The 22,412-nt window shown below is 58.5% G+C and carries 21 protein-coding genes; 9 read left to right on the top strand and 12 right to left on the bottom strand.

The genetic code is table 11. The features are described 5' to 3' along the window. Window positions 1-90: 90 nt before the first annotated feature. The 3 genes from I6L40_RS17625 to I6L40_RS17615 form a co-directional block, all read right to left on the bottom strand. On the bottom strand, window positions 91-891 hold the full coding sequence (locus I6L40_RS17625; RefSeq protein WP_071913160.1) for an AraC family transcriptional regulator: 801 nt from the start codon (window positions 889-891) through the stop codon (window positions 91-93). Window positions 892-901: 10 nt separating this feature from the next. Next, window positions 902-1,438: a YbhB/YbcL family Raf kinase inhibitor-like protein gene (locus I6L40_RS17620; protein ID WP_071913162.1), complete on the bottom strand. Its 537-nt coding sequence runs from the start codon at window positions 1,436-1,438 to the stop codon at window positions 902-904. 201 nt (window positions 1,439-1,639) lie between these two features. Further along, window positions 1,640-2,896: an adenylosuccinate synthetase gene (locus I6L40_RS17615; protein WP_033115332.1), complete on the bottom strand. Its 1,257-nt coding sequence runs from the start codon at window positions 2,894-2,896 to the stop codon at window positions 1,640-1,642. Between the two features lie 172 nt (window positions 2,897-3,068). Between I6L40_RS17615 and I6L40_RS17610 the strand changes: the two genes are divergently transcribed. Further along, window positions 3,069-3,995, top strand: a complete 927-nt coding sequence (locus tag I6L40_RS17610) for a LysR family transcriptional regulator (RefSeq protein WP_071913164.1) — start codon at window positions 3,069-3,071, stop codon at window positions 3,993-3,995. Window positions 3,996-4,068: 73 nt separating this feature from the next. Here I6L40_RS17610 and I6L40_RS17605 read toward each other — a convergent pair whose 3' ends face one another. After that, window positions 4,069-5,367: a TAXI family TRAP transporter solute-binding subunit gene (locus I6L40_RS17605; RefSeq protein ID WP_071913166.1), complete on the bottom strand. Its 1,299-nt coding sequence runs from the start codon at window positions 5,365-5,367 to the stop codon at window positions 4,069-4,071. Window positions 5,368-5,427: 60 nt separating this feature from the next. Then, window positions 5,428-6,573: a MalY/PatB family protein gene (locus I6L40_RS17600; RefSeq protein WP_071913167.1), complete on the bottom strand. Its 1,146-nt coding sequence runs from the start codon at window positions 6,571-6,573 to the stop codon at window positions 5,428-5,430. Between the two features lie 186 nt (window positions 6,574-6,759). Here I6L40_RS17600 and I6L40_RS17595 point away from each other — a divergent pair, with 186 nt between their 5' ends. Next, on the top strand, window positions 6,760-7,932 hold the full coding sequence (locus tag I6L40_RS17595) for an MFS transporter (RefSeq protein WP_071913169.1): 1,173 nt from the start codon (window positions 6,760-6,762) through the stop codon (window positions 7,930-7,932). 17 nt (window positions 7,933-7,949) lie between these two features. Here the strand turns inward: I6L40_RS17595 and I6L40_RS17590 are convergent, their stop codons facing one another. Both I6L40_RS17590 and I6L40_RS17585 read right to left on the bottom strand, forming a co-directional pair. Beyond that, a complete protein-coding gene (locus I6L40_RS17590) occupies window positions 7,950-8,849 on the bottom strand; it encodes a LysR family transcriptional regulator (RefSeq protein WP_071913171.1) in 900 nt (299 codons plus the stop codon). A 103-nt stretch (window positions 8,850-8,952) separates the two neighbouring features. Further along, a complete protein-coding gene (locus I6L40_RS17585; RefSeq protein WP_071913173.1) occupies window positions 8,953-9,708 on the bottom strand; it encodes a YciK family oxidoreductase in 756 nt (251 codons plus the stop codon). Between the two features lie 221 nt (window positions 9,709-9,929). Between I6L40_RS17585 and sohB the strand changes: the two genes are divergently transcribed. Next, on the top strand, window positions 9,930-10,937 hold the full coding sequence (gene sohB / locus I6L40_RS17580; protein ID WP_216994650.1) for a protease SohB: 1,008 nt from the start codon (window positions 9,930-9,932) through the stop codon (window positions 10,935-10,937). 202 nt (window positions 10,938-11,139) lie between these two features. Further along, window positions 11,140-12,363, top strand: coding sequence for an MFS transporter (locus tag I6L40_RS17575; protein WP_071913177.1), 1,224 nt, complete (start codon window positions 11,140-11,142; stop codon window positions 12,361-12,363). A gap of 4 nt (window positions 12,364-12,367) precedes the next feature. Here the strand turns inward: I6L40_RS17575 and I6L40_RS17570 are convergent, their stop codons facing one another. Together I6L40_RS17570 and I6L40_RS17565 are read right to left on the bottom strand one after the other, a co-directional pair. Further along, on the bottom strand, window positions 12,368-13,450 hold the full coding sequence (locus I6L40_RS17570) for a protoglobin domain-containing protein (RefSeq protein ID WP_071913179.1): 1,083 nt from the start codon (window positions 13,448-13,450) through the stop codon (window positions 12,368-12,370). Window positions 13,451-13,610: 160 nt separating this feature from the next. Beyond that, entirely contained in the window at window positions 13,611-13,964 is a 354-nt protein-coding gene (locus tag I6L40_RS17565) for a DsrE/DsrF/TusD sulfur relay family protein (protein ID WP_041210722.1), read from the bottom strand. Window positions 13,965-14,122: 158 nt separating this feature from the next. Here I6L40_RS17565 and I6L40_RS17560 point away from each other — a divergent pair, with 158 nt between their 5' ends. Continuing rightward, entirely contained in the window at window positions 14,123-14,518 is a 396-nt protein-coding gene (locus tag I6L40_RS17560) for a DUF1090 domain-containing protein (protein WP_041210723.1), read from the top strand. 54 nt (window positions 14,519-14,572) lie between these two features. Here the strand turns inward: I6L40_RS17560 and I6L40_RS17555 are convergent, their stop codons facing one another. The 3 genes from I6L40_RS17555 to I6L40_RS17545 form a co-directional block, all read right to left on the bottom strand. Next, window positions 14,573-14,821 (bottom strand): YfhL family 4Fe-4S dicluster ferredoxin, encoded by a 249-nt coding sequence (locus I6L40_RS17555; RefSeq protein ID WP_041210724.1) that lies wholly within the window; start codon window positions 14,819-14,821, stop codon window positions 14,573-14,575. A 1-nt stretch (window position 14,822) separates the two neighbouring features. Continuing rightward, entirely contained in the window at window positions 14,823-16,187 is a 1,365-nt protein-coding gene (yegQ, locus tag I6L40_RS17550; RefSeq protein WP_041210725.1) for a tRNA 5-hydroxyuridine modification protein YegQ, read from the bottom strand. Between the two features lie 226 nt (window positions 16,188-16,413). Next, the gene (locus tag I6L40_RS17545) at window positions 16,414-17,151 is read right to left on the bottom strand and encodes an EAL domain-containing protein (RefSeq protein WP_071913181.1); all 738 of its coding nucleotides are present in this window, start codon (window positions 17,149-17,151) and stop codon (window positions 16,414-16,416) included. A gap of 274 nt (window positions 17,152-17,425) precedes the next feature. Here I6L40_RS17545 and I6L40_RS17540 point away from each other — a divergent pair, with 274 nt between their 5' ends. The 4 genes from I6L40_RS17540 to I6L40_RS17525 all read left to right on the top strand — a co-directional run bounded on the left by I6L40_RS17540 (window position 17,426) and on the right by I6L40_RS17525 (window position 22,408). Then, window positions 17,426-18,130: a hypothetical protein gene (locus I6L40_RS17540; RefSeq protein WP_071913183.1), complete on the top strand. Its 705-nt coding sequence runs from the start codon at window positions 17,426-17,428 to the stop codon at window positions 18,128-18,130. A gap of 46 nt (window positions 18,131-18,176) precedes the next feature. Next, a complete protein-coding gene (locus I6L40_RS17535) occupies window positions 18,177-18,656 on the top strand; it encodes a CS1 type fimbrial major subunit (protein WP_043851845.1) in 480 nt (159 codons plus the stop codon). Window positions 18,657-18,727: 71 nt separating this feature from the next. Further along, window positions 18,728-21,136, top strand: a complete 2,409-nt coding sequence (locus tag I6L40_RS17530) for a TcfC E-set like domain-containing protein (RefSeq protein WP_071913185.1) — start codon at window positions 18,728-18,730, stop codon at window positions 21,134-21,136. Window positions 21,137-21,271: 135 nt separating this feature from the next. Beyond that, window positions 21,272-22,408 (top strand): hypothetical protein, encoded by a 1,137-nt coding sequence (locus I6L40_RS17525; RefSeq protein WP_143241782.1) that lies wholly within the window; start codon window positions 21,272-21,274, stop codon window positions 22,406-22,408. Window positions 22,409-22,412: the final 4 nt, after the last annotated feature.

Here is a 22,412-nt window from a genome sequence, read left to right as displayed (position 1 = left end):
TTGGCGCGAGATCACATTCTGAAGAGGTGGCAATGTGAGCATGATCACCTGGTTACATCAGGTTACACAATGGGCTTATTTAGTAATGTTTTACTTGGTATTGCCGAGTCGTACGGCAGGGCAGGTTTGCAGGTATTGGTAAGGGGTCAGGCCGAACTCCTGTTTGAAGCGGGCAGCAAAGCGGCTGAGGGAATCATAACCGCAGGCGATGGCTACCTCTTGCAGGGAGAGTGATTGTTGCAACAGGGTGAGTGCATGGCTCATCCGTACCTGAGCCAGCAGGTGACGGAAGGTGCGCCCTTCGGCTGTCAGTTTGCGAACCAGCGAGGCGCGGCTCATCGAGAAGTGAGGGGCAACAGTTTCCAGCGTGTGATCGGCTCCGGGCTCAACGCCGAGGTAACGGGCCAGCCGCTCGCCGAGGGTCATGGTGCTGGCGGGAAAGAGCAGATGAAGCGCGCCAGCAGCCCTCAACTCCGCATAGAAGGCCCGCAGCAGCTCGCTCTGGGTCGCCTCACTCAGCCCCCGCTCTGTCATGGTGCAGACCATCTCGAAGCAGTAGGCGAGGTTTGTCGTCACCTTTATTGCGGGATCTGCCATCGCCTGAGTCGCGGAGGGCGTATCGGGCAGCCACCCGGCGGGTGGCGGCGTCAGCAGGGTAAGGACATGGGAGCGAAACTTCTCCTGCTCCGGCTGGTTGACGAAGGTGAGCTGGTGACCCGCCGGGATCAGCAGCCAGCTCTCCTTGCCAAACGAGAGACGTCGCTCCTGCCACCAGAGCAGCTTCCTGCCCTGTTTGACCCAGATGATGGTCGGCGCATAGATGAGCACCCGGTGCAGCGGCTGCTGGCGGATCCCGAGATAGTGGTGCTGTTGCAGCAGCGGCGTGCTCATCCGGTTGCTCCTAGGGGGTGACGAAAGTGGCGGTCAGAGTAGCCTTACCAAGGGCCATGCTGTTGAGCATGTAGCCTACCATGGCGGGCGGGGTGTCTGCTTTTACCTCCAGATTCTGGGGCAGGGCCCAGGCGGTGAACTGATAGCGATGCATGCCGTGGCCAGCGGGCGGGCAGGGGCCGCCGTAGCCCTGGCTGCCGAAGTCGGTCTTAAGCTCCAGTCCCTGCTTGAGCTTGCCGGAGGCATTGCTGGCGAGCTCGCTCTGGGTGGCAGGCAGATTCACCACCAGCCAGTGCCACCAGCCGCTGCCGGTGGGGGCATCGGGGTCATAGGCTGTGATGGCAACGCTTTTGGTGCCGGCCGGCAGATCCTGCCAGCTCAGCTGGGGTGAACGGTTGTCGCCGCTACAGCCAAAGCCGTTGAAGCTGAAGGCTTTGTCCATCAGCTGGCCTTCGTGGATATCGCTGCTCTTCAGGGTCATGGCAAAGGCTGGCATGGCCGTCAGGCAGAGTAGTGGCAACAGGGCACTGTGTTTGAGCAATTTCATTGGGTGACTCCTCGTGTGGTAACGGGTTCACTTTAGCGAGGGTGGCGCAGGATGTTGTTGCAGAACGACTCAATGTGCTGTCGATTTGTGAGTTAATTGAGCCTTTTAGTTGTTTTTATGGCGAGAGGGTAAATCGCAGCCATAAAAAAACCGGCATCATGGATGCCGGTTTTTCACAGTGCTGGCAGCTGATCGCGCGGATTAACGCAGGATCATCTCGTCACGGCCCGGGCCGACGGAGACCATCGGAACCGGTACGCCCAGCAGCTCTTCGATACGCAGTACGTACTGCTGGGCCGCTTTGGGCAGCTCTTCGAAGGTGCGGCAGCCGGTGATGTCTTCGCTCCAGCTTTCCATCTGCTCGTAAACCGGCTTCAGGGCTGCGGTTTGCGGCCAAATCGGGTTCTCGGTGTGAGCACCTTCGTAGGCCACGCAGATCTTCAGATCCGGCAGACCGGTCAGGCAGTCCAGCTTGGTCAGGGCGACTTCGGTCGCAGCCTGCAGCTCGACACCGTTCTTGGTGGCAACGGCATCGAAGTAGCCGACGTCACGGGGACGACCGGTGGTTGCGCCGAATTCGTTGGCGATCTTGCGGAATTCGTCCTGGTTCTCCATGGCGGTCAGCAGGGTGCCGGTGCCGACGGAGGTGCTGAATGCCTTGGCAACAGCGATGACGCGCTCGGGACGCAGGCCCGGCAGACCGCCACCGATGCCGGCGTAGGCACCGGATACGTGGGAGGAGGTTACCCAGGGGTATTCGCCGTAGATCAGGTCACGGCCGGCGCCCAGCTGAGCTTCGAACAGCAGGGTCTTGCCTTCGGCCTGCAGCTCTTTGAGCGGCATGCTGACGTTGCAGACGGAGTCGATCCAGGGAGCGGACACTTCCAGCAGCCAGTCAGCCATCTCCTGGGCGGTCTGGTTGAACTCGAAGGTCGGGTAGAGCGCTTTAAGTTGCGGCAGTTTCCAGTCGAGGAAGAATTGAATGCGCTCGACCAGTACTTCCGGCTGCTTCAGCCAGCCAACCAGGATCGCTTTCTTCATGACGCGATCGCCGTAGGCCGGCGCAATGCCCTGACGGGTGGAACCGTAGGCACCGTCACCCAGACGCTGCTCTTCCAGGGTATCTTCCATGGCGTGCAGCGGCAGGCAGAGGGTAGCGCGGTCAGAGATGGCCAGCTTGGGAACGACACCGGAGGCTTTCACTTCGTCGAGTTCGACGGTGAGCTTCTCGGGGCTGATCACCATGCCCGGGCCCAGCACGACCAGGCAGTTCGGGTTGAAGACACCGCTCGGAACCTGGTGCAGCTTGAAGGTGCCAAGGTCGTTGACGACGGTATGGCCGGCGTTGTTGCCGCCCTGGAAGCGAATGCTGGCGCCAGCTTGGCCTGCCAGATAATCCACGATGCGGCCTTTGCCTTCATCACCCCAGTTGGCACCTACGACTACGATAGACGACATGACTCTTTCTCCTAAGACGTTAGGCGTTCATCCTAGGAGCCTGCTGCGGATTAGAAAAATTAATTATCTTTATAGTTCCGATAATAAAACCATATAATGATGGCCAATTTATCGGCATGTGGCCGCAAGATCGCCGCGCAGAGCCCAATGAACAGTGAGTTGAGGGAGTCTTATGCTGGACATCCACTGGCTGCAAACCTTCATCACCCTGGCCCGGTTGCAGCACTTTGGCCAGACCGCCACCGAACTGCACATGACCCAGCCCAACGTTAGTCTGCATATCAAGCGGTTGGAGCAGGCGACCCGAGTGCGGCTTATCGAGCGCAGCCCCTTTCGTCTGACTCAGGCTGGCGAGCGGCTGTTGCAAAGCGCCGAGCGGGCCATCGCCGAACTCCAGCTTTGCCAATCCGATCTCAATGCTCTCAACCAGTTGAGTCAGGGGACACTGGCCATCGCGGCCAGCGATATCATCTCGCGCCTGTTGCTCATTCAGCCGTTTCAGCGCTTCAAGCGGGAGTTTCCCGGCATCGACCTCACCCTGTTCAACACCACCTCGGATCAGGCGGCTGAGCTGGTCAAAAGCGGCAAGGCGGATCTGGGTTTTGTGATGGCGCAAAAGCGCAGTGAACCGCTGTTCTACACCGAACTGCAGCAGGTGACCTGGTGCGCGCTGGGCCACGGTCTCGCCCGTTGGCAGGCGCGGGCCAGAGCGGGGGAGAGCGATCCCCTCGATGAGCCGACCCTGATCCTGCTTGGTCATGACACCCGTACCAGGGCCCTTATTGATCCCTCCTTGCCGCTGCTGGCGCTCCCCCCTTGCCGCATCATGGAGGTGGGCAGCGTGGACGCCCAGCTGGATTGGGCCGAAGCCGGGTTTGGCGTAGCTATCGTGCCGGACTTCTCCCTGCATCCTCGTCTCAATCTGACAGCGCCGGTTGCCAGCCTGACCGATTTCCCGGGCACCAGCCTGGGTTATGTGGTGCGCCAGAATCAGGTGCTGTCGCGCGCTATCAAGCAACTGCTTGTCTGGGTGGAGGAGGAGATCCACAAACCCAACCCCTATCTGGCAGGGGCTGATAAACAGCCCGAGCAGAGATAGGGAAGAAACCGAGATAAACAAACAGAGCAGCCAAGGCTGCTCTGTTTGTTTGATATACCAGCGCGGCGTCGCTTTATTGCGTCGCGACAGCGCTGCTGGTGGCAACGGCGCTGCTGCTGGCTGCTACAGGCTCGGTTGCTGGCATGGTCTCTGCTGCTGCACTGGCTTGAATGGCTGTTGCCGCCACTTCCCCGCTTGTCGATACCGCGTCAGAGGGGGCTACCGCAGGTGCCGCTGCGGAAGTGGCAGGTTCGAGCTGGGTCGGTTGTGGCTCGGAGGCTGGCTGCGTCGCGACCGCCGCGCTGCTGGCTGTGGGATCGGCGCTGGAGACGGCACCGGAAGCCACTTCAGAGGCGACCCCGGTCGAGATGGCCGCACTGGTGGCTGCAGAGGGAGCTTCCCCCGCTATCAGCTGCTCGGGGGCGAGCGGCAGCGGTTCGGGCACTTCATCCGACATACCCTGGTGCAGCGGCAGCTCGGTCTGCGCCTGCAGCTGTTCCGGCGTCACGGTACTCAGGGCCGGGTGGAGGCGGCTGAACTGCCTGACCCGCGCCAGCAGGGTGTCGCGCACAGTGCGAACGATGGGATCCGGCAGGCTGGCCAGCGCCACCAGCTCGGCGCTCATCCCGATATTGTTGATGGCGGTGAGCTGCCCCGGATAGAGGTTGGCGGCGATCTGGCTGCGATGGTAGTAGGGATGCTGCTTGAGCAGTTTGTCGATCTGCTCCCCTTCGATAGGGATGAGGCGCACCTGGCAGCGGCTAATCAGATCGCCGATCGCCTGGCTCGGGTGGCCTACCACCACGAAGGCGGCGTCCAGTGTGCCGTCACAGAGTCCCTCCAGCGGGGTTTGCGGTGATTTGAGCTTGTAGGCGGCAAACTGCTTGGGATGCCACCCCATGGCGCCCATCAGGGCCTGACTGGTCACCATGTCGCCGGCCCCGGCATTGCCCGGGTAGACCCGCTTGCCCTCTATATCGGCCAGAGTGGTGATATTGCTGTTGGCACTGGCCAGCAGGGTCAGCGACTCCTGATAGAGGCGAAACAGGCTGCGCAGCTTGTGATTGGCTCCCTGTCCGCTGAAGGGGCCGGTGCCATGGAGTGCATGGTGGAGCACGTCGGACTGCACCAGTGCCAGCTGCACTTCTCCCTTGTTCAGCGCCTTGAGATTGGCCAGAGCACCGCGGGTGCTCTGCACCGTACAGCTGTCGCCATGCAGGGCGTGATCGACATTGAGCACCCGGCAGATGGCGCCTCCCGTGGGGTAGTAGACGCCATTGAGGGGGCCCGTGCCGATGGTCAGCGCCTGACTGCCGAAGGGGAGCAGGATGCCGAGTGAGAGCAGGAGGTGACGCAAAATCCGTGGGTACATAGTTAACCGCTGGCTGGTGGTGCAGGAAAAGGGGACGGGCACTGCCCGTCCTGTCAGTTGTTACTGTTTGCCGTGGCTCAGGATGGCCCGTTCCATCCGCGCCAGAGCCTCGACCAGACGCGCTTTGGTGCAGCCGAAGTTGAGGCGAACGAACTGGCCATTGCCAAACTGGGCTCCCGGCGAGAGACCGACCCCAGCCTGTTCAAAGAAGGCGACGGGATCGTCCAGTTCGAGCGCGCTCACATCGATCCAGGCCAGATACGTCGCCTGATGGCTGGCCAGCTCGACACCGGGCCAGCGGGCGACGGCCTGCTGGATCAGGGCCAGATTGGCCGCCAGATAGTCGAGTTGTTCGCAGAGCCACTGCTCGCCACCCTCATAGGCAGCTTCAGCCGCCACAAAGCCGAGCAGGTTGACGTCGGCGCTGATGCCGCGCATCGCCTGTTGCAAACGGAAGCGCAGACGGGCATTGGGCACCACGGCAAAGGAGCAGCAGAGGCCGGCGATGTTGAAGGTTTTGCTCGGAGCCATCATCACGGCGCAGCGCTCGGCTGCCTCCGGGCTGATGGCGCCGTAGGGGATGTGGCGGGCCGACTTGTCCAGCAGCAGGTCGCAGTGGATCTCGTCTGAGCAGATCACCAGATTGTGGCGCTCGGCGATGGCGTCGATGGCCAGCAGCTCCTCGCGGGTGAAGACGGTACCGCCCGGGTTGTGGGGGTTGCAGAGCAGCAGCAGGTCAGCCGAGGGGGCCTGGCGCTCCAGTTCTGCAAGATCCAGCACCCAGCGACCGGCCTCTTCCACCATGGGGACGGTGAGCAGGGGACGGTCGTTGAAGCCCGGCGCCTGCAGGAAGGGGTAGTAGACCGGCTTGGGGGTGATGATGCCGCGGCCATGCTGGCTCCACGCCTTGCAGGCAAGGTTGAGCCCAGGTACCACGCCGGGCAGAAAGACCAGCCACTCCGGCTGGATGGCCCAGCCATAACGGGTGGCCAGCCGTTCGATGATGAGTTCGATCAGGCGGGGGGAGGGGCGAGAGTAGCCGAAAATGCCGTGAGCAACCCGTTGGGTGAGCGCCTCGATCACGGATGGCGGAGAGACAAAGTCGGTGTCGGCAACCCACATGGGCAACACATCCTGGCCCTTGTACTTGTCCCACTTCAGACTCATGGTGCCACTGCGGTCAACTTCCCGATCAAAATCAAACATGCGAACTCCTTGTGCTGGCCAGATGGGCTTTCACTCTACGGGGTCGCGGCCCGCCCCGCAAGCGACAACCCCGGGGTGAGCAGCCTTGAGCCGGCTCTTGATAATGACATAAGATAAGTGCGGTTTTTTCATGCGGTTGCTGCTCTGACCTTCCGTATTTTCTGCTTCGCGACGAATGGTAATCCTATGGCCTTGCTGACGGCGGTAACAAGACGCCCCGATCCCGTATCCCTCTCCTTTCTTGTTGTCACCTTCATGACCGGTGTGGCGGTGGCGCTTCAGGTGCCAACCTTGAGCCTCTTTCTTGCACAAGAGGTTCAGGTGCGCCCCTTTCTGGTGGGCTTCTTTTACACCATCAATGCCGTGGTCGGCATCCTGATCAGCCAGTGGCTGGGCCATCGCTCCGACAACCGGGGGGATCGCAAGCGCCTCATCCTGCGCTGCTGTTTTGCCGGCATAGCCCTCTCCTTGCTGTTTGCCTGGAACCGCAACTACTGGCTGCTGGTGAGTCTGGGGGTATTGCTGGCCAGTCTGGCGGCTACGGCCAGCCCCCAGCTGTTTGCACTGGCGCGGGAGTACTCCGACAGCCGCAACAAACGGGCTGACATGTTCAGCTCGGTGATGCGCGCCCAGTTCTCGCTGGCCTGGGTCATCGGTCCGCCCATCGCCTTTGCGCTGGCCATCGGCTACGGCTTCGAGGTGATGTATCTCGCCTCCGCAGTTGCCTATCTGCTCTGTACCCTAGTGGTCTGGCGCTGGCTCCCCTCTCTGCCGTTGCCAAAGATGGCCGAAGAGACCGAGCGGGTCAGCAGCTGGCGGGATCCTTCGGTGCGGGCGCTGTTTATCGCGTCCACCCTGATGTGGACCTGCAACAGCATGTACCTCATCAATATGCCGCTCTACATCACCCGCGAGCTGGGAATGGACGAGAAGCTGGCGGGGGTGCTGATGGGGACGGCTGCGGCCCTCGAGATCCCCTTCATGCTGCTGGCGGGCTACTACACGGCGCGGTTTGGCAAGCGGCCCATGATGCTGCTGGCGGTGCTGGCCGGTGTCATCTTCTATGGCGGACTGGTGAGCTTCACCAGCCACTATGCGCTGATCGCGCTGCAGCTCTTCAACGCCATCTTCATCGGTATCGTTGCGGGGATCGGCATGTCTTACTTTCAGGATCTGATGCCGGGTCGGGCAGGGGTTGCCACCACGCTCTTCTCGAACAGCATCCGCACCGGCTCCATCATGGCGGGCGCCATTGCCGGCATTGTGGCGGAGGTGTGGAGCTTTCACGGTGTCTTCATGGTGGCACTGGTGCTGGCCATGGTGGCGCTGGCCGCCTGCTGGCGGGTGCCCAATGTCTAGGAGAAAAGGGTAGCGGCTTATTTACCCTGCGCGGAGAGGCTCTGCTCGCCCTGATACTCGTTGCGCAGGCAGCGCAGCAGCAGCTCGGTGGCGGGGCCAAGTGATTCGGGAGAGAGGGTAAGCAGGTAGGTGTAGAGGTGGCGTTCGTTGCCGCTCTCCAGATCGAGCTGCACCAGCGCACCGGAGGCCAGCTCTGCTTCCACCAGATGACGCGGCAGCCAGGCGTAGCCAAGCCCCTGCAGGATCATGCTGATCACCTCGTGGTAGTGCGTCGCCTTCCAGCCGGTATCATCTGCGTCGTTCCAGTCCACCGAGCGGTGAATGGGGGGATGAAGGCTGATCTGGTTGTGGCTGGTGAGGTCATCGAGGCTGATGGGCCCCTCCAGTTGGGCCAGCGGGTGGCTGGCGGCGCAGAGCGGGCGCAGGCACACCTCGTCCAGCACCAGCCCGGTGCGATCCCCCGGCAGATGTTCCGAGAGCATCAGATCCCCCGGCTGCAACGCGTTGAAATGGCAGTGAATTCGCTCGTGCAGATTAACCCGGCAGCCACGGCTGCGGGGGTAGAAGTGGGTCAGCGCACGATAGAGGCGCTCCCTCGGCTGTAGCGCCGAGACGTAGAGGTTGATCTGCGGCTCCCACTGCCGCTCCAGGTTATTAGCCAGATTCTCCAGCTCCTCCACTTGCTGACTCAACTGGCGCGCCCGCTTGAGGAAGATCTCCCCCGCCGGTGTCAGCACCGCCTTGCGGCCGCGCACTTCCAGCAGGGGCACCCCCAGACTCTGTTGCAACTTCGCAACCGCATGGTTGAGGGAGGACTGGCTCTTGTTCAGCGCCTCGGCCGCCTGGGCGTAGCCGCCACAGTCGACCACTGCCTGAAAGATCCGCCATTGCTCAAACGTGCTTTTGGGACGAAACATAGTTCAACCTGATTGGAGAGGGTGGAGTCAGGGAGATGCAGGGAGCCGAGGCTCCCTATTCAATTTAATCCCTGTCTCGCAATAACCCGGTTATTTTGTTGATTTATTTGGGCTGCGCCACAAAGGTCTGGCCGGTTTTGCCCCGGCTGTCGCTTCCCATCAGATAGAGGTAGAGCGGCATCAGGTCGGCCGGAGTCTTGAGGTTCATCGGATCTTCCGCCGGGAAGGCGCTGGCCCGCATCTTGGTCCGGGTGCCACCCGGGTTGAGGGTATTGACCCGCACGCCGGTGTTTTCCAGCTCGTCCGCCAGCACTTCCATCATCCCCTCAATGGCAAATTTGGAGATGGCGTAAGTGCCCCAGTAAGCCCGTCCTTTGCGGCCCACACTGGAGGAGGTGTAGACGATGGAGGCATCGCCGTGCTCTTTGGCGCTCTGGCGAACCAGCGGTAGCAGCGCCTGGGTCAGCAGAAATTCCGATTTGACGTTGACCTGCATTACCTCGTCCCACTCCTTCTCCTGAATGTGCTCGAAGGGGGAGAGGGTGCCGAGCAGTCCGGCATTGAACAGAATGCCGTCGAGGCGGCCAAACTGGCGGGCGAAGGTGGTGGCCAGTCCACGATAATCGGCGGCGGTTGCGGTTTTCAGATCGAGCGGAACGATGGCGGGCAGCGGGTAACCGGCAGCCTCAATCTGGTCATAGACGGCTTCAAGTTTGGCGCTGGTGCGGCCGAGCAGGATCACGGTGGCGCCGTGGGCGGCATAGGTGAGGGCGGCTTCGCGGCCGATCCCGTCTCCGGCACCGGTGACCAGAATGACCTTCTCCCTGAGCAGATCGCGGGGGGCCTGATAATCGAGCATGGCAACTCCTGTTAACAAATTCCGGCCATAAGTGCATGGCAATCGAGGCCAAGTGTACTGATCCGCGCCTCGGTTTGACCAGCTCATCGCCGAAAAAATGTGAAGAAAATAGAGGGGTTGTGAGTATCAGGTTGGATTTTTAACGGCTTGATGCAGAGTTTTTGCGCGCGTCCGGCAAACTCCCTAGAATGTGACAAAACCGATCCTCTCTGGAGTCCACCGTGACATTTTTGACCGAATATGGCCTGTTTCTGGCCAAAACCGTGACCTTTTTGCTGGCCATCGGCGCCATCGTCCTGATGGTGGTCAGCAGTCGTCAACCCAAGGCGCGCAAGGGCGAGCTGGTGGTGACCGATCTTTCTAACGAACTGGAGCAGGGGCAGTTTGCACTCAAGAGCGCACTGGCCAGCAAGGCCGAGCGTAAAGTGCTGGAGAAGCAGCAGAAAGAGGAGCAGAAAAAGCGCGCCAAGACGGGTGACGAACGCAGCCGGCTGTTCGTCATCGATTTCAATGGCAGCATGGATGCCAAAGAGGTTGCATCACTGCGCGAAGAGGTGAGCGCGGTCATCGGCGTAGCTCAGCCGAGCGACGAGGTGTTGCTGCGCCTTGAGTCCGGTGGCGGTGTGGTGCATGGCTACGGTCTTGCCGCTTCCCAGCTGCAGCGGCTGCGTGACAAGGGGATCAAGCTCACCGTAGCCATCGACAAGGTGGCTGCGAGCGGCGGCTACATGATGGCCTGCGTGGCGGATCAAATCCTGGCTGCGCCGTTTGCCATCGTGGGCTCCATCGGGGTGATCGCCCAGATGCCGAACTTCAACAAGCTGCTGAAAAAGCACGACATCGAGTTCGAGATGCACACCGCAGGTCAGTACAAGCGCACCATCACCATGTTTGGCGAGAATGACGATCTGGGCCGCGAGAAGTTTCGCGAGGAGCTGGCCGCCATCCACGAGCGCTTCAAGCAGTTTGTTGCCGAGCACCGGCCGCAGCTCGATATCGATCTGGTCACCACCGGCGAGCACTGGCTGGCGAGTCAGGCCAAGGGATTGGGGCTGGTGGATAGCCTCTGTACCAGTGATGACTACCTGCTGGCGCAGGCCAGCCAGCACAAGGTGGTAGGCATTCGCTACAGCCGGCCCAAGAGCCTGACCCAGAAATTGGGGCAGCAGGGCGCACAGGCGCTGGAAGCCGGGCTTGGCCGCTTGTGGCAGCAGAGCCCCTGGCGCTGAGTCGCGACCCGCAACGGCGTGACAAGTGGTGAGCGAGGCCAGTCGGGGTAATCCGGCTGGCCTTGTTTTTTGGCCACGTTGCAGGCCGTGTTGCCGATGAGGCAACTCCGTGGCGAGGAGGGTTGTATCCATTTAAACCCTCTGTTAAAACTGAGGGCTTTCCCCTTTCATTGCAGGGCCCTACGGGCCATGGAGCAGGCCAATGCCATGGAGCACCTTCAGGCAATTTACCCCGCTGGTCTGGATCGTCATTCTGGGCACCTTCATGGTGCGCACCAGCTACTACATGGTGTGGCCCTTTCTCTCCATCCTGCTCTATCGGGAGTATAACCTCTCGGCAACCCTCATCGGCCTGCTGCTGGGGGGCTCGGCAGCGCTCTCGACGCTGGTGAGTTTCTACGGCGGCTGGCTTTCGGACCGCTTCGGGCGGCACAGCATTTTGCTCGGCGGTTGTCTGGTGGCGATGCTCTGTTTTGGTTTGCTCGGCTTTTCCCACTCCGTGCTCTGGCTTGGCGTCGGAGTGATGGGGAGCGGGCTTGCCTCCGGGCTTATCGATGCGCCCGGCAAGGCGCTGATGGCTGACAGTCTGGCGTCGGCCAAGGCGCGGGAGCTGGCTCTGCACCTGCGCTATTTCCTGCTCAACCTTGGTGCCGCGCTGGGGCCACTGCTCGGGGTGACGCTCGGGATCAATGCCCAGCAGGAGACCTTCCTCTTTCTGGCCACGAGCTATCTGCTGCTGGGTGTCGCCTTTGGCTGGGGCTTTCGTCGGGCGGGTTCCTCTCACCGTCATGGCGCTGCCGGCCCCGGTTTGCGCGATGCCATTCAGGTGTTGCTGGCAGATCGTGCCTTCCTGCTGCTGGTGATGGCCAATCTGCTGATGGTGCTGGTCTACTCCCAGTTTCACTCGCCACTGGTTCAGTACCTGACCCGCGCCGGCATGCCGCAGGTAGCCGAGCTGGTTGCCTTGCTGGTGGCGACCAATGCCCTGACGGTGGTGTTGCTGCAGTTCCCGCTGCTGCGGCTGCTCTCGCGCTGGCCGGTGCGGGTGCGTCTTCATATCGGCATGGCTCTGTTTCTGGCGGCCCAGCTGCTGTTTGCCGCAGGGGATCCGCTGGTGCGTAGCCACTGGTTTGCCGCCGTACTGCTGCTTAGCATCGGCGAGACAATCCTTTTCCCCCTGCTCAACGTGCTGATCGACCAGATGGCGCCCGGCCATCTCAAGGGGAGCTATTTTGGTGCCAGTGCGCTTGCGGGCTTGGGCAGCGCCGTGGGGGCTTTGCTGGGGGGCTGGATCCTGGAGCAGTGGAGTGGGCAGCTGCTATTCCTGCTGATGGCGCTGCTCTGCGTGGCCATCTTCTGGCTCTATGAACGGGGTGCCCGCGTGCGGCACCCTGCGGCAGCCGTGTCGAAGCCCGGCAGCAACTGAGTGCTCAATGGCGCTCTTTGGGGGAAACTGTCTTGAGGGCTCGCTTGGCGGCATACATCCGCTCGTCCGCCAGCCGGATCAGGTTTAGCCCCTCGTCATAGTGTTCGGGGCCGGTCTGTACTATGCCGATACTGAGGGTGATCCCGGCCAGTTGATCTTTTATCGCCTGGGTCAGCCGCTTGAGATAGATATCCCGCGCCTGCGCCTCGTTGCAGTTGGGCAGGATCAGGCAGAACTCATCCCCGCCATAGCGAAAGCAGCTATCCTCGGTGCGAAAGACCTGACGGATGCAGGTACCGACGGTGCGCAGGATCTCGTCCCCGCGCTGGTGCCCCTCGTTGTCGTTGATCTGCTTGAAGTTGTCGATATCGAGGTAGGCGATGGCCACCGGTTCGGCTCGTCGCTGGCAGGAGCGCAGCGTCAGCTGCAGCTGATCATTGAGGTGGCGAACGTTGAGCAATCCCGTCAGCGCATCGGTGCGATTGAGCTCCTCCAGCTGATGGGTGCGCTCGCGAACCTTCTGTTCGAGGCTTTTCGCATAGTTCTCCGATTTCTCTCTGGACGACTCGATCTCTGACACCAGGCTGCGGATATAGGTTTCGAAGACCAGCGTGATGTCGAACAGGATCAGCTTGTCCAGCGCCGCCAGCATGGCGATCCGCTCGCTCTCGTTGCCGATTTGGTCAAAGATGTTTTCGATCAGCAGCGCCTTGAGGGTGTTGATGGCGGCCAGATAGAGCTTGGGTTCGACGCCGATCCGCTTGTGCACCAGCCCGATCCGCAGCCGGTTGTTGACGTACTCCAGATCGTAGAGACCGCTGAACAGATCGAGAATGTAGCGCCGCTGGGCGGCTCGCAGCCGGTTGAGGGTATCGGCATCGCCTATCAGCAGGGCAATCTCGGTGATGGCTGTTTGCTGCTGGTAAAACTTGTCGACCAGCTCATCGATATGGGGCTCGATCTTGCCGCTGTAACTTGCCAGCAGAGCGACATCCTGTTCGTTCAGCAAAAGCAGCTCTTTGCGATGGGCAATTTCAAATTCGGTGATCCGCATCTGCTCCAGCAGGGTCTGTTCCGTGGGTTTCATCGCCGCTCTCTATCAAGGGGGGCGGCAGGACTCCGTGTCGCTGCCGTAGCCTTATTGGAAATAATTTGCAATTGATAGTGTAGACACTTGTGGGGTGGAGACTGAAATGGCTCTTGTCGACAGAGCCATTTCATCGGGCTGGATAGTAAGGCGAGCGGTATTAGAAGGTCAGTACCTTGTCAGCGGCGAGGGTCCACTGGGCCAGCATCGGCAGGGTGCCGATCTCGATGCCCTCGATCAGCGGCAGGGCAGTGATACCACGAGCATCGGTGCAGGTTTTGCACAGGCGAATGGTGACCCCTTGTGCCAGCAGGATCTCCAGCATCTGGCGCAAGTTGTATCCTTCGGCCGGAGCCTGACCGGCCAGCGCCGCGCTCACCGCATCGGACATCAGGAACAGCTTGAGGCTGGCACCGCCCTGTTCGTTGAGGGCAATGGCCAGACGCAAGGCATTGAACAGGGATTCGCTGCCATAGGGGGCACCATTGGCAATCACCACAATTTGTTGATTCATAAGAGACTCCCGATTGGAAAGAGCGCCATTGTAGAACCAATAAGGTGGCAATTGCGTGATATGACACAACTTCTGTCGCACCTTTTTCCCGCTTGCTTGACCCTGCTGCCGATCGAGGTTTTTATGGTCAGCTCGCAAACAAGACCGGATGAATCGAGATGTGGAAAGTATTGGGAGCCGGCTTGCTGCTGTTGGCGGGCTCGGCCTGTGCCAGTCAGCCTGTCGGTTGCAAGGCCCGCCTGCAGGCGGTCAACGAGCAGCTGGTGTTTGCCAAAGCACACAACAATGCCGGGCAGATTGCCGGGCTGGAACAGGCCGCGCGCAATATCAAGGCCTACTGTACCGACGAAGGACTCCTCAAGGAGCAGAAACAACGGGTAAGCAAGCTGCGGGGAGAGGTCAATGAGCGCCTGCTTGAACTGCAGGAGGCCAGAGTGTCCGGCAAACCGGGCAAGGTGGCCGACAAGCAGAGCAAGCTGGAACAGGCTCAGACCGACTTGCTGGAGGCGCAGCGGGAGCTGGGTGAGTTGAATCGGTTGGTCAACAAAAAGTAGCGCCCATTCGATGAGCGGGGATCAAAAAGGCCGGGATAACCCGGCCTTTTGCATTTACTGCCTGTGCATCCGCACAAACTTCTCCATCAGCTGATCTTCGGTCTCCACATGGGCGGGATCCCAGATGATGCAGTCGATGGGGCAGACACTGATACAGGTCGGCTTCTCGTAGTGACCGACGCACTCGGTGCAGCGACCGGGATCGATCTCGTAGATCTCCTCCCCTAAGCTGATTGCCTGGTTCGGGCACTCGGGATCGCACATGTCACAGTTGATGCACTTGTCGGTGATGAGCAGCGCCATCTCAAGCCGCCGTATGGGGGTTACGCGTGTCTTCGCGATCCCCGAGGTTGCGCAGCAGGATACCGAAGTTCACATCCAGATCTTTGGGAACCGGCACATAGACCACGTGACCGTTGCCCGGCGCGGTGTCGATGAGCTCGCCTTTGCGGTTCTCCATCTGCTCCAGATTGAAGCGGACGTTGCCCTGCGGGGTCATCAGCTCCAGGCTGTTGCCAACCAGGAACTTGTTCTTCACTTCCACTTCCACCATGTCGCCACGGCGACCGGTGATCTCGCCGACAAACTGCTGGGTGTCGGAGACGGAGTAGCCGTAGTCGTAGTTCTGGTATTCGCTGTGGTTGTGACGGCGCAGGAAGCCCTCGGTATAGCCGCGGTGAGCCAGGTTTTCGAGGGTGCCCATCAGGCTGCGATCGAACGGACGGCCTGCCACTGCATCGTCGATGGCCTTGCGATAGACCTGAGCGGTGCGGGCGCAGTAGTAGAAGGACTTGGTGCGGCCTTCGATTTTCAGCGAGTGAACGCCCATCCTGGTCAGACGCTCAACGTGCTCGATGGCACGCAGGTCCTTGGAGTTCATGATGTAGGTGCCGTGCTCGTCCTCAAACGCGCTCATGTACTCGCCCGGACGGTTGGACTCCTCCAGCAGCACCAGTGCATCGCTCGGCTTGCCGAGGCCCAAAGTCGGGTCAACTTTCTGCACGGCGATAGGCTCCTGACGATGGACTATCTGGCCCACTTCGTCTTCCTTGCCCTCGTGTACCTTGTACTCCCAGCGGCAGGAGTTGGTGCAGGTGCCCTGATTGGGGTCACGCTTGTTGATGTAGCCGGAGAGCAGGCAACGGCCGGAGTAGGCCATGCACAGCGCCCCGTGAACGAACACTTCCAGCTCCATCTCCGGCACCTGCATGCGGATCTCTTCGATCTCGTCCAGCGACAGCTCGCGGGAGAGGATGACCCGGGTCAGGCCCATCTGATGCCAGAACTTCACCGTGGCCCAGTTGACCGCGTTGGCCTGCACCGACAGGTGAATGGGCATATCAGGGAAAGCTTCGCGCATCATCATGATGAGACCGGGGTCGGACATGATCAGCGCATCCGGCTTCATCTCCACCACCGGACGCATGTCGCGGATAAAGGTCTTGAGCTTGGAGTTGTGGGGCTGGATGTTGGCAACCACGTAGAACTGCTTGCCGAGGGCATGGGCTTCGTTGATGCCAAGCTGCAGGTTCTCGTGATCGAATTCGTTGTTACGCACCCGCAGGCTGTAACGGGGTTGGCCGGCATAGACGGCATCGGCGCCATAGGCGTAGGCGTAACGCATGTTCTTGAGGGAACCTGCGGGGGAGAGCAATTCTGGTTTAAACATGTCGGACTCTTCGTATCTGATTGCAAATCAGGACGACGCCACCTGATGGCGCCGTATGGATTGAGTAGCAGCGCGAGCCATTACATGGTGCTCTGCCACCCGATAACGGCATATCCAGCCTGCACGCTTATAAAATATGCGCCAGATATTCGGGGTGCGAGATTGTACTCGCCCCCACGCCATCATGCAATTTGGCAGGGATAAAGAGGGACGGGGTGTATCGCTGTCAGGCCCAACGGGAGAGGGGGGCGGGCATGGCGTGGGCATAGCCCTGCTGATAGTCGCAACCGAGCTGGTTGGCGATCTCGATGTGAGTCAGGGTCTCGACCCCTTCGCACACCACCTTCATGCCAAAGCGCTGCAGATACTCCACCAGACCGCTCAGCATCCGCAAAGCATGGCTACTCTTGCTCGCCTGTAGCAGCAGGGAGCGATCCAGCTTGATGATCTCGTAAGGGAGTGCCATCACCCGCTGAAAATTGCACTCCTGGGTGCCGAAATCATCGCAGGCGATATGAGCGCCGTGGCTACGCAGCACTTCGATAAGATCGCGATGTTTGCGATAGAGCGGCGCGTGTTCCAGCACCTCGAACCAGATCGCTATCCCCAGCTTGCGAGCCTGCAGGATCACCAGCAACAGCAGGTTCTGGTATGTCGAGCTCTCAAGTGCAGGATTCAAGTTAATGGAAAGAGAGCAGGGCGCATGGCGTGCCAGTACGGGCAGGTCACGCCAAATTGCTCTCAGTATAACTATATCGATGTCCAGAGCTTCACCCTGGCTCAGAGTCAGGAAGTCGATACCCTGGTAGCCCTGCCGGGCGGGATCCCAGCGTCTGGCCAGCGCTTCAAAGCCGATGATCTTGCGATCCCGGTCAACGATTGGCTGATAAAAGGGTACGGCAATGTCCGCTGTCGTCAGGGATGCCACGCCACTGACCGGAAACTCTTCTTTGAACGCAAACATGGCACTCACCTGTTGACGGATATAGCTGCGAATAATACGAGAGGCAACAGAAGTCTGGCTGTAGGAATTGTCCGATTATTGAAAGGGAGATAGAGAGGAGAATAGTTTGGCAATATCAGATTATTCCGATTAAGTTTGGTGCGAGCATTATCTAGACTGGCCTTAATGATGAACAACAAAACAAAATATAATTATTGAATTGTTTGCAAGTAAACATTTATTAGAGCTCTGATATGACAGAGTCTCTTTCTATTTTAGTAGTGTGATAACACCCATGAATAAATTTTTTGTTTTGTTGCTGTTTATATTGAGCAGTAACGCATTGGCATCGCCGGATATCAGCGTTGGTACTTTATATGACTATATGCCGGCAGAGAAAAGCACCTTGCTAAAGCGGGTTAGAAATATTGGTGATGAGACGGCCTTTGTCAAAATAACGCTGGCCGAGATTGTATATGGTGTTGATGGTGTGCCACAGGAGCGGGAGTTACCTGAGGAGGGCGTTCGTCAGCTGGTGACCAGCCCATCAAGGTTGATTATTCCCGCAAGCAGCATGCAGGCCACCCGCTTTATCTATATGGGAGAGCGGGAACGGGAACGTTATTTTCGGGTGCGTTTTGTACCGGTCAAGCCACAGGATGATGAAATAACCGAATTACCACCACAACAGCAAATAAGTGCCGGTGTCAGCATCATGACCGGTTTTGGCACTATTCTGTTTGTGGCACCCAAAGAGACCCGTTATGACACCCGGATTGAACGTGAAACCGGGGCCCTTTATGTGGAGAACCGGGGCAATGCCACCGTTATTCTCGATTATCTGGAGCTGTGTGGCGAAAAAGAGAGGTCATGCAGTCAGCCGGAGAAGATGCATCTGCTGCCTGGCGTTAAAAAGCGGGTCAGTGAAGAGGCAACCCGAATGGTTCGTTTTGAACTGATTGAAGGGAAAAAGTCGGTATTCCGGGAGCTAAAGCTCTGAATCCCGATCTATCACAAGACAGGTAATCACACCTGAAGGAGTAGTTATGAAGAAGTTATCGATCATCCCGGCCTTGCTGTTAGCGAGCAATACGCTGATGGCGGCTGAGCGAGTAGAGCATACGGTGACGGTAACGGCGCAGATCCCGACCGAAAACTTTTATGTGCAGCCCGTAGGGGATTGGATGAGTACCCCGCAAAAACTGGCCTTTAACTCTTTTAGTCAGCAGTTGGAGCCATTAACCAAGCAGCTGGAGATGAAGAGCACCATTGGCCCCATCAAGGGCTATCTGCTCTATCCCGCCACCATTATCAGTGGCAAGGAGAGCATCGGATTGACGGTCAAGGTGGCGGGGGTCGCACTGACCACTACATCCGCCGACTTGCTGAACCAGGCGGATGCCAATACCGGCAAAAAGGTTGGGCTGGAGATTGTTCCGGCCGTGGCACCAAACGGTGGCTACAAACCCGGCAACTATCAGGGGATTGTCAGCATGATGTTTGAATCCGAAGCGCCGAAAGTGTAGCCGTTGACATAAACACGCGGGGGCCATCAGGCCCCCTTTAATTAAGATTTCAGGCATTCAGGTTGCACTTCATGGTTCGTTCTCTTCTTCTCTTGCTCGGGCTGTTGCTCTCTGCCCCGTTGGTAGCGGCAGATCCGGCACTGCTGTTGCAGCAGGCGCGGCAGTTGCCCGAAGGGTTTGAAGAGCACTTTTTTGGTGTCCCGCTGATGGTGCGAGTCACCGTTGACGGTCGCCTGCTGGGGGATGGGGAGGTGCTGCTCGGGCGGGATAACTCGGTACAACTTCTCTCACTGATGGATGTGCAGGATAGCGAGTTTGACGAGGGGGCGCGTGAACGTTGGTTGAGCAAGCTGGGAAGTCATCTGCCGCTCGGGGAGTGTGGCCGGGCCTGTCCTGAAGGCATAGTGGGGTTGCAATACAGCCTGGAGGAGTCCCAGCTCTCGGTGCTGACCGGTCAGGTGGAGCAGGGGGCGCGGGATCAGCGTTTTATGGCGTTGCCTCAAGAGAGCAAGGGCTTGCTCGTCCAGAATCAGCTGAACCTGGTGCAGGGCAGCCAGCGCAATGGACACTACAACCTGCAGCTGGAGGGCAGCTGGGGACAGTGGACCCCTTTTATGGAGGGGGATGCCACCTGGCAAGAGGGTGGGCCAACTGATCTGGGGATGGCTCAGGTCTATGGAGAACGGCTCCATGAGGCCAATTTTTATCGTCTCGGCTTCTTCTTTCCCTCGGCGCAGGGGTTGGTGCGTCAGCCCAACTACTACAGTGGTGCGACGCCTACAGTGCTTGGCGTGATGTGGGGCAGCTCGGATCTGCTGCGCCGGGAACGTGGGGTGCCCAGCTTGGCGCCGATCCAGGTGGCACCGGCACGACCGGGCATGGTGGAGATCTATCGGGATGGCAACCTGATCCAGTCCCAGCCGGTCGTATCGGGTCTGCAGGCGCTCGATACCCGCTCGCTGCCCGGTGGTATCTACGAGGTGGAACTGCGGCTGCTGGAGGATGGTCAGGAGACCCGACGTTGGCACGAAATGATCTACAAACCTTCCAACTGGCAGACGCCGGAGGAGCCGTGGCGTTTCAACCTGTTTGCCGGGCGTCAGACCCGCTGGCTGGTGCGGCAGGGAGATAGCGATCTGGAAGGCGCCAGTGGTGGCGCAGCGGTGAACCACCTGTTGCTTCCCTCGCTGGTAGTGGGGGCGGGTAGCCAGTATGTGGACAAGCGTGCCCAGCACTCCCTCTCGCTCGATTGGGAGGCCACCAGTCAGCTCCACGGCTTTGCCTCCCTCAACCAGAGTGTCGGCATGGGGTGGGGTTACGACTTGCAGGGGATCTACTGGCATGGCAATAGCAGTCTGGTTGCCAGTCATTCGCGCAATCTGCGCAAGCAAGGGGAGGCGAGTGCGGTGTCCAGTCTGTCATTGCAGCAATCGCTTGATAAGTGGGGAACCCTCGGTGTCTATCTCTCTCACCAGTCTGGTCGTGGCAACGGCGCTGATGTGGGATGGAACTACAGTGACCGGCTTTGGGGGCGTTGGGTGACCTGGGGGGTGACCCTGTTCGATCGCCCCGGCAGCGAGAGTACGGCGCAGCAGCGGGATCGCGGTAGCACGCTGAGTCTCACTATCAACTTGGGGGGAGATGATCGCCAGTTGTCGCTGGGGCTGGGCAGCAATACCTCGCGCTCGGGCGGTGCCCAGCGCAGCGCCTATCTCAACTACCAGCAGGAGGTGGATTGGGGCCCGTTGCGTCAGGTCAGCGTCGGCAGCACCCACGACAGCTATGGTACCGGTCTATCCGGCTATGGCCGCTTCGCGGCGCCCTGGTTGGGCGGTGACCTGTTTGCCCAGCACTCCTCCTATAACGCAGAGGTGACCGGAGGCGTCAACCTGGAGAGTGTGCTGGCGCTGGGGCATGAAGGGGATCTGGCGCTCGGTTCCCGCGATATGGGCGGCATGGGCAATGAGGCGGCGATGATCCTCGATATTGCGGCCGATGATGAGGCGGCGCGGATCCGGGTCAGCGACGATCTGGGCAGCGTACAGACCCTTGGGCCCGGTCGCCATCTGGTCTCGGTGCCAGCCTTGCAGAGCGGTGCCTTGCAACTGGAGATGGCCGACCACGAGGGGATGCCACTCACCATCAAGCCGACCGTGCTCCCCTACCACCTTAATCGCGGCGGGGTGGGTTATGGCCAAGTGAATGCTGTGAGCACCGTTACTGTGATTGGTCGCCTGCTGGACGAGCAAAACAAGCCGCTGCGTGGTGCCATGGTCAGCAACCCCATAGGGCGGGCATTTACCGAAAATGATGGCTTCTTTGCGCTGGAGGCGAGTCGACGACAGCCAGAATTTAGCGTGGAACATAATGGCACTCTTAATTGCAACAGTGCACCAAGGGGACAGAAACAAATTGTTAATTCTGATGTGATTCAGTTGGGGGAGTTAATATGCTCACCCAGAGTTATCGTACAAAAATAAGAGTAACTAAATCGTTATAACGCTTGGTTAACTTTATGGTGAACTCAATGACATGCTGTTAATCAATACAATGTTGTACATTGTTTTATTAGTGCTGGCGATCAGTTTTTATCCATATTGTTATAGGGTGTCAAAGTGCTAAGAGTTTTGTTTTTTTTGTGTATATCGACCTATGGTTCTGTTTCCTATGGAATAACAGTGTATGTTAATGCCGAGTATGCGCAATTGAACTCTGGCGTGGGTGGAGATTTTAGGATAACAGATCCATGTGTGACATTGCCTATCTCATTTGTATGTGAAAATAGATTGTCAAGGATCGTTGCAATCGATGCGAATATTGATAGGGCTCTATCATCTAATGTGTATGTCTGGCATAGACTTTTTCATCACCACTTCACTGGGGAGAAAAATGTTGTTATGTCTGATGGAAAGGGGAATAGCCGTGACATGAAGTTTTCTTTTACTCATACGGGATTTATTATGACCAAGAGAGCATTGTCAGCGGATAATAATATTGCTCAGGCCGACCCGGTTGCTAATTGCAAGCTAGTTGATGCTCATCTTTCATCTACAGACACGCTTCTTTATGAGATCAACCCAGCTGAGCAAAAAACAGGTGGTCGCTGCTATAGTCGTGCTTTTACATCAGGTGGAGGTCAAAGTGTTGCGAATGTAAATAAAATTCTCTTTGGTTATAAGTTGATACCGATTGGAATTGAAACCTTACCGAATGGACTTTATCAAGGAAGATTACGGTTACTTGTTGGTTCCAATAAGGATTTTGACTATGGAGATCTTCCCAATCCGTCACCACAGTCCATAGACTTAGAATTCAGGTTGGTTGTTAGGAATCAGATTAAGGTAATTTTTCCTGTCGGTGGTAACAGATTAGTTTTGCAGCCTGATGGAATAGGATGGCACTCCAGTAGAGTGCCGACACTCAGCGGATTGCTACCAATGCAAGTTATTAGCTCGGTACCTGTAGCAATGACGTTGAAGTGTGAATTTATAGGTTTGAAGAATTGCCTTTTAAAAAGCAATAGTAATAACAAATCAATGGCGCTTGATGTTTATAGAAGAAATAAAGGTCAAGAAACGTTACTTAGCCCAATAACAAGCACAAGATTTAATATGAGTGGGTCTACCATACGTGACTATCTACTATTCAAGATAAATAGTAAAAATGTTGAGGGTGTTCTTGATTTCCCTGGCACTTACAAGGGGAATGTGACGATAGTTATTGATGCAGTTATTGACCCTGTCACGCAATAAATCG

This window comes from Aeromonas sp. FDAARGOS 1410 (genome assembly GCF_019048745.1).
Classification (GTDB): domain Bacteria; phylum Pseudomonadota; class Gammaproteobacteria; order Enterobacterales; family Aeromonadaceae; genus Aeromonas; species Aeromonas jandaei.
The sequence above is the reverse complement of the archived record's forward strand: the minus strand, read 5'-3'. Positions and strand labels throughout refer to the sequence as shown.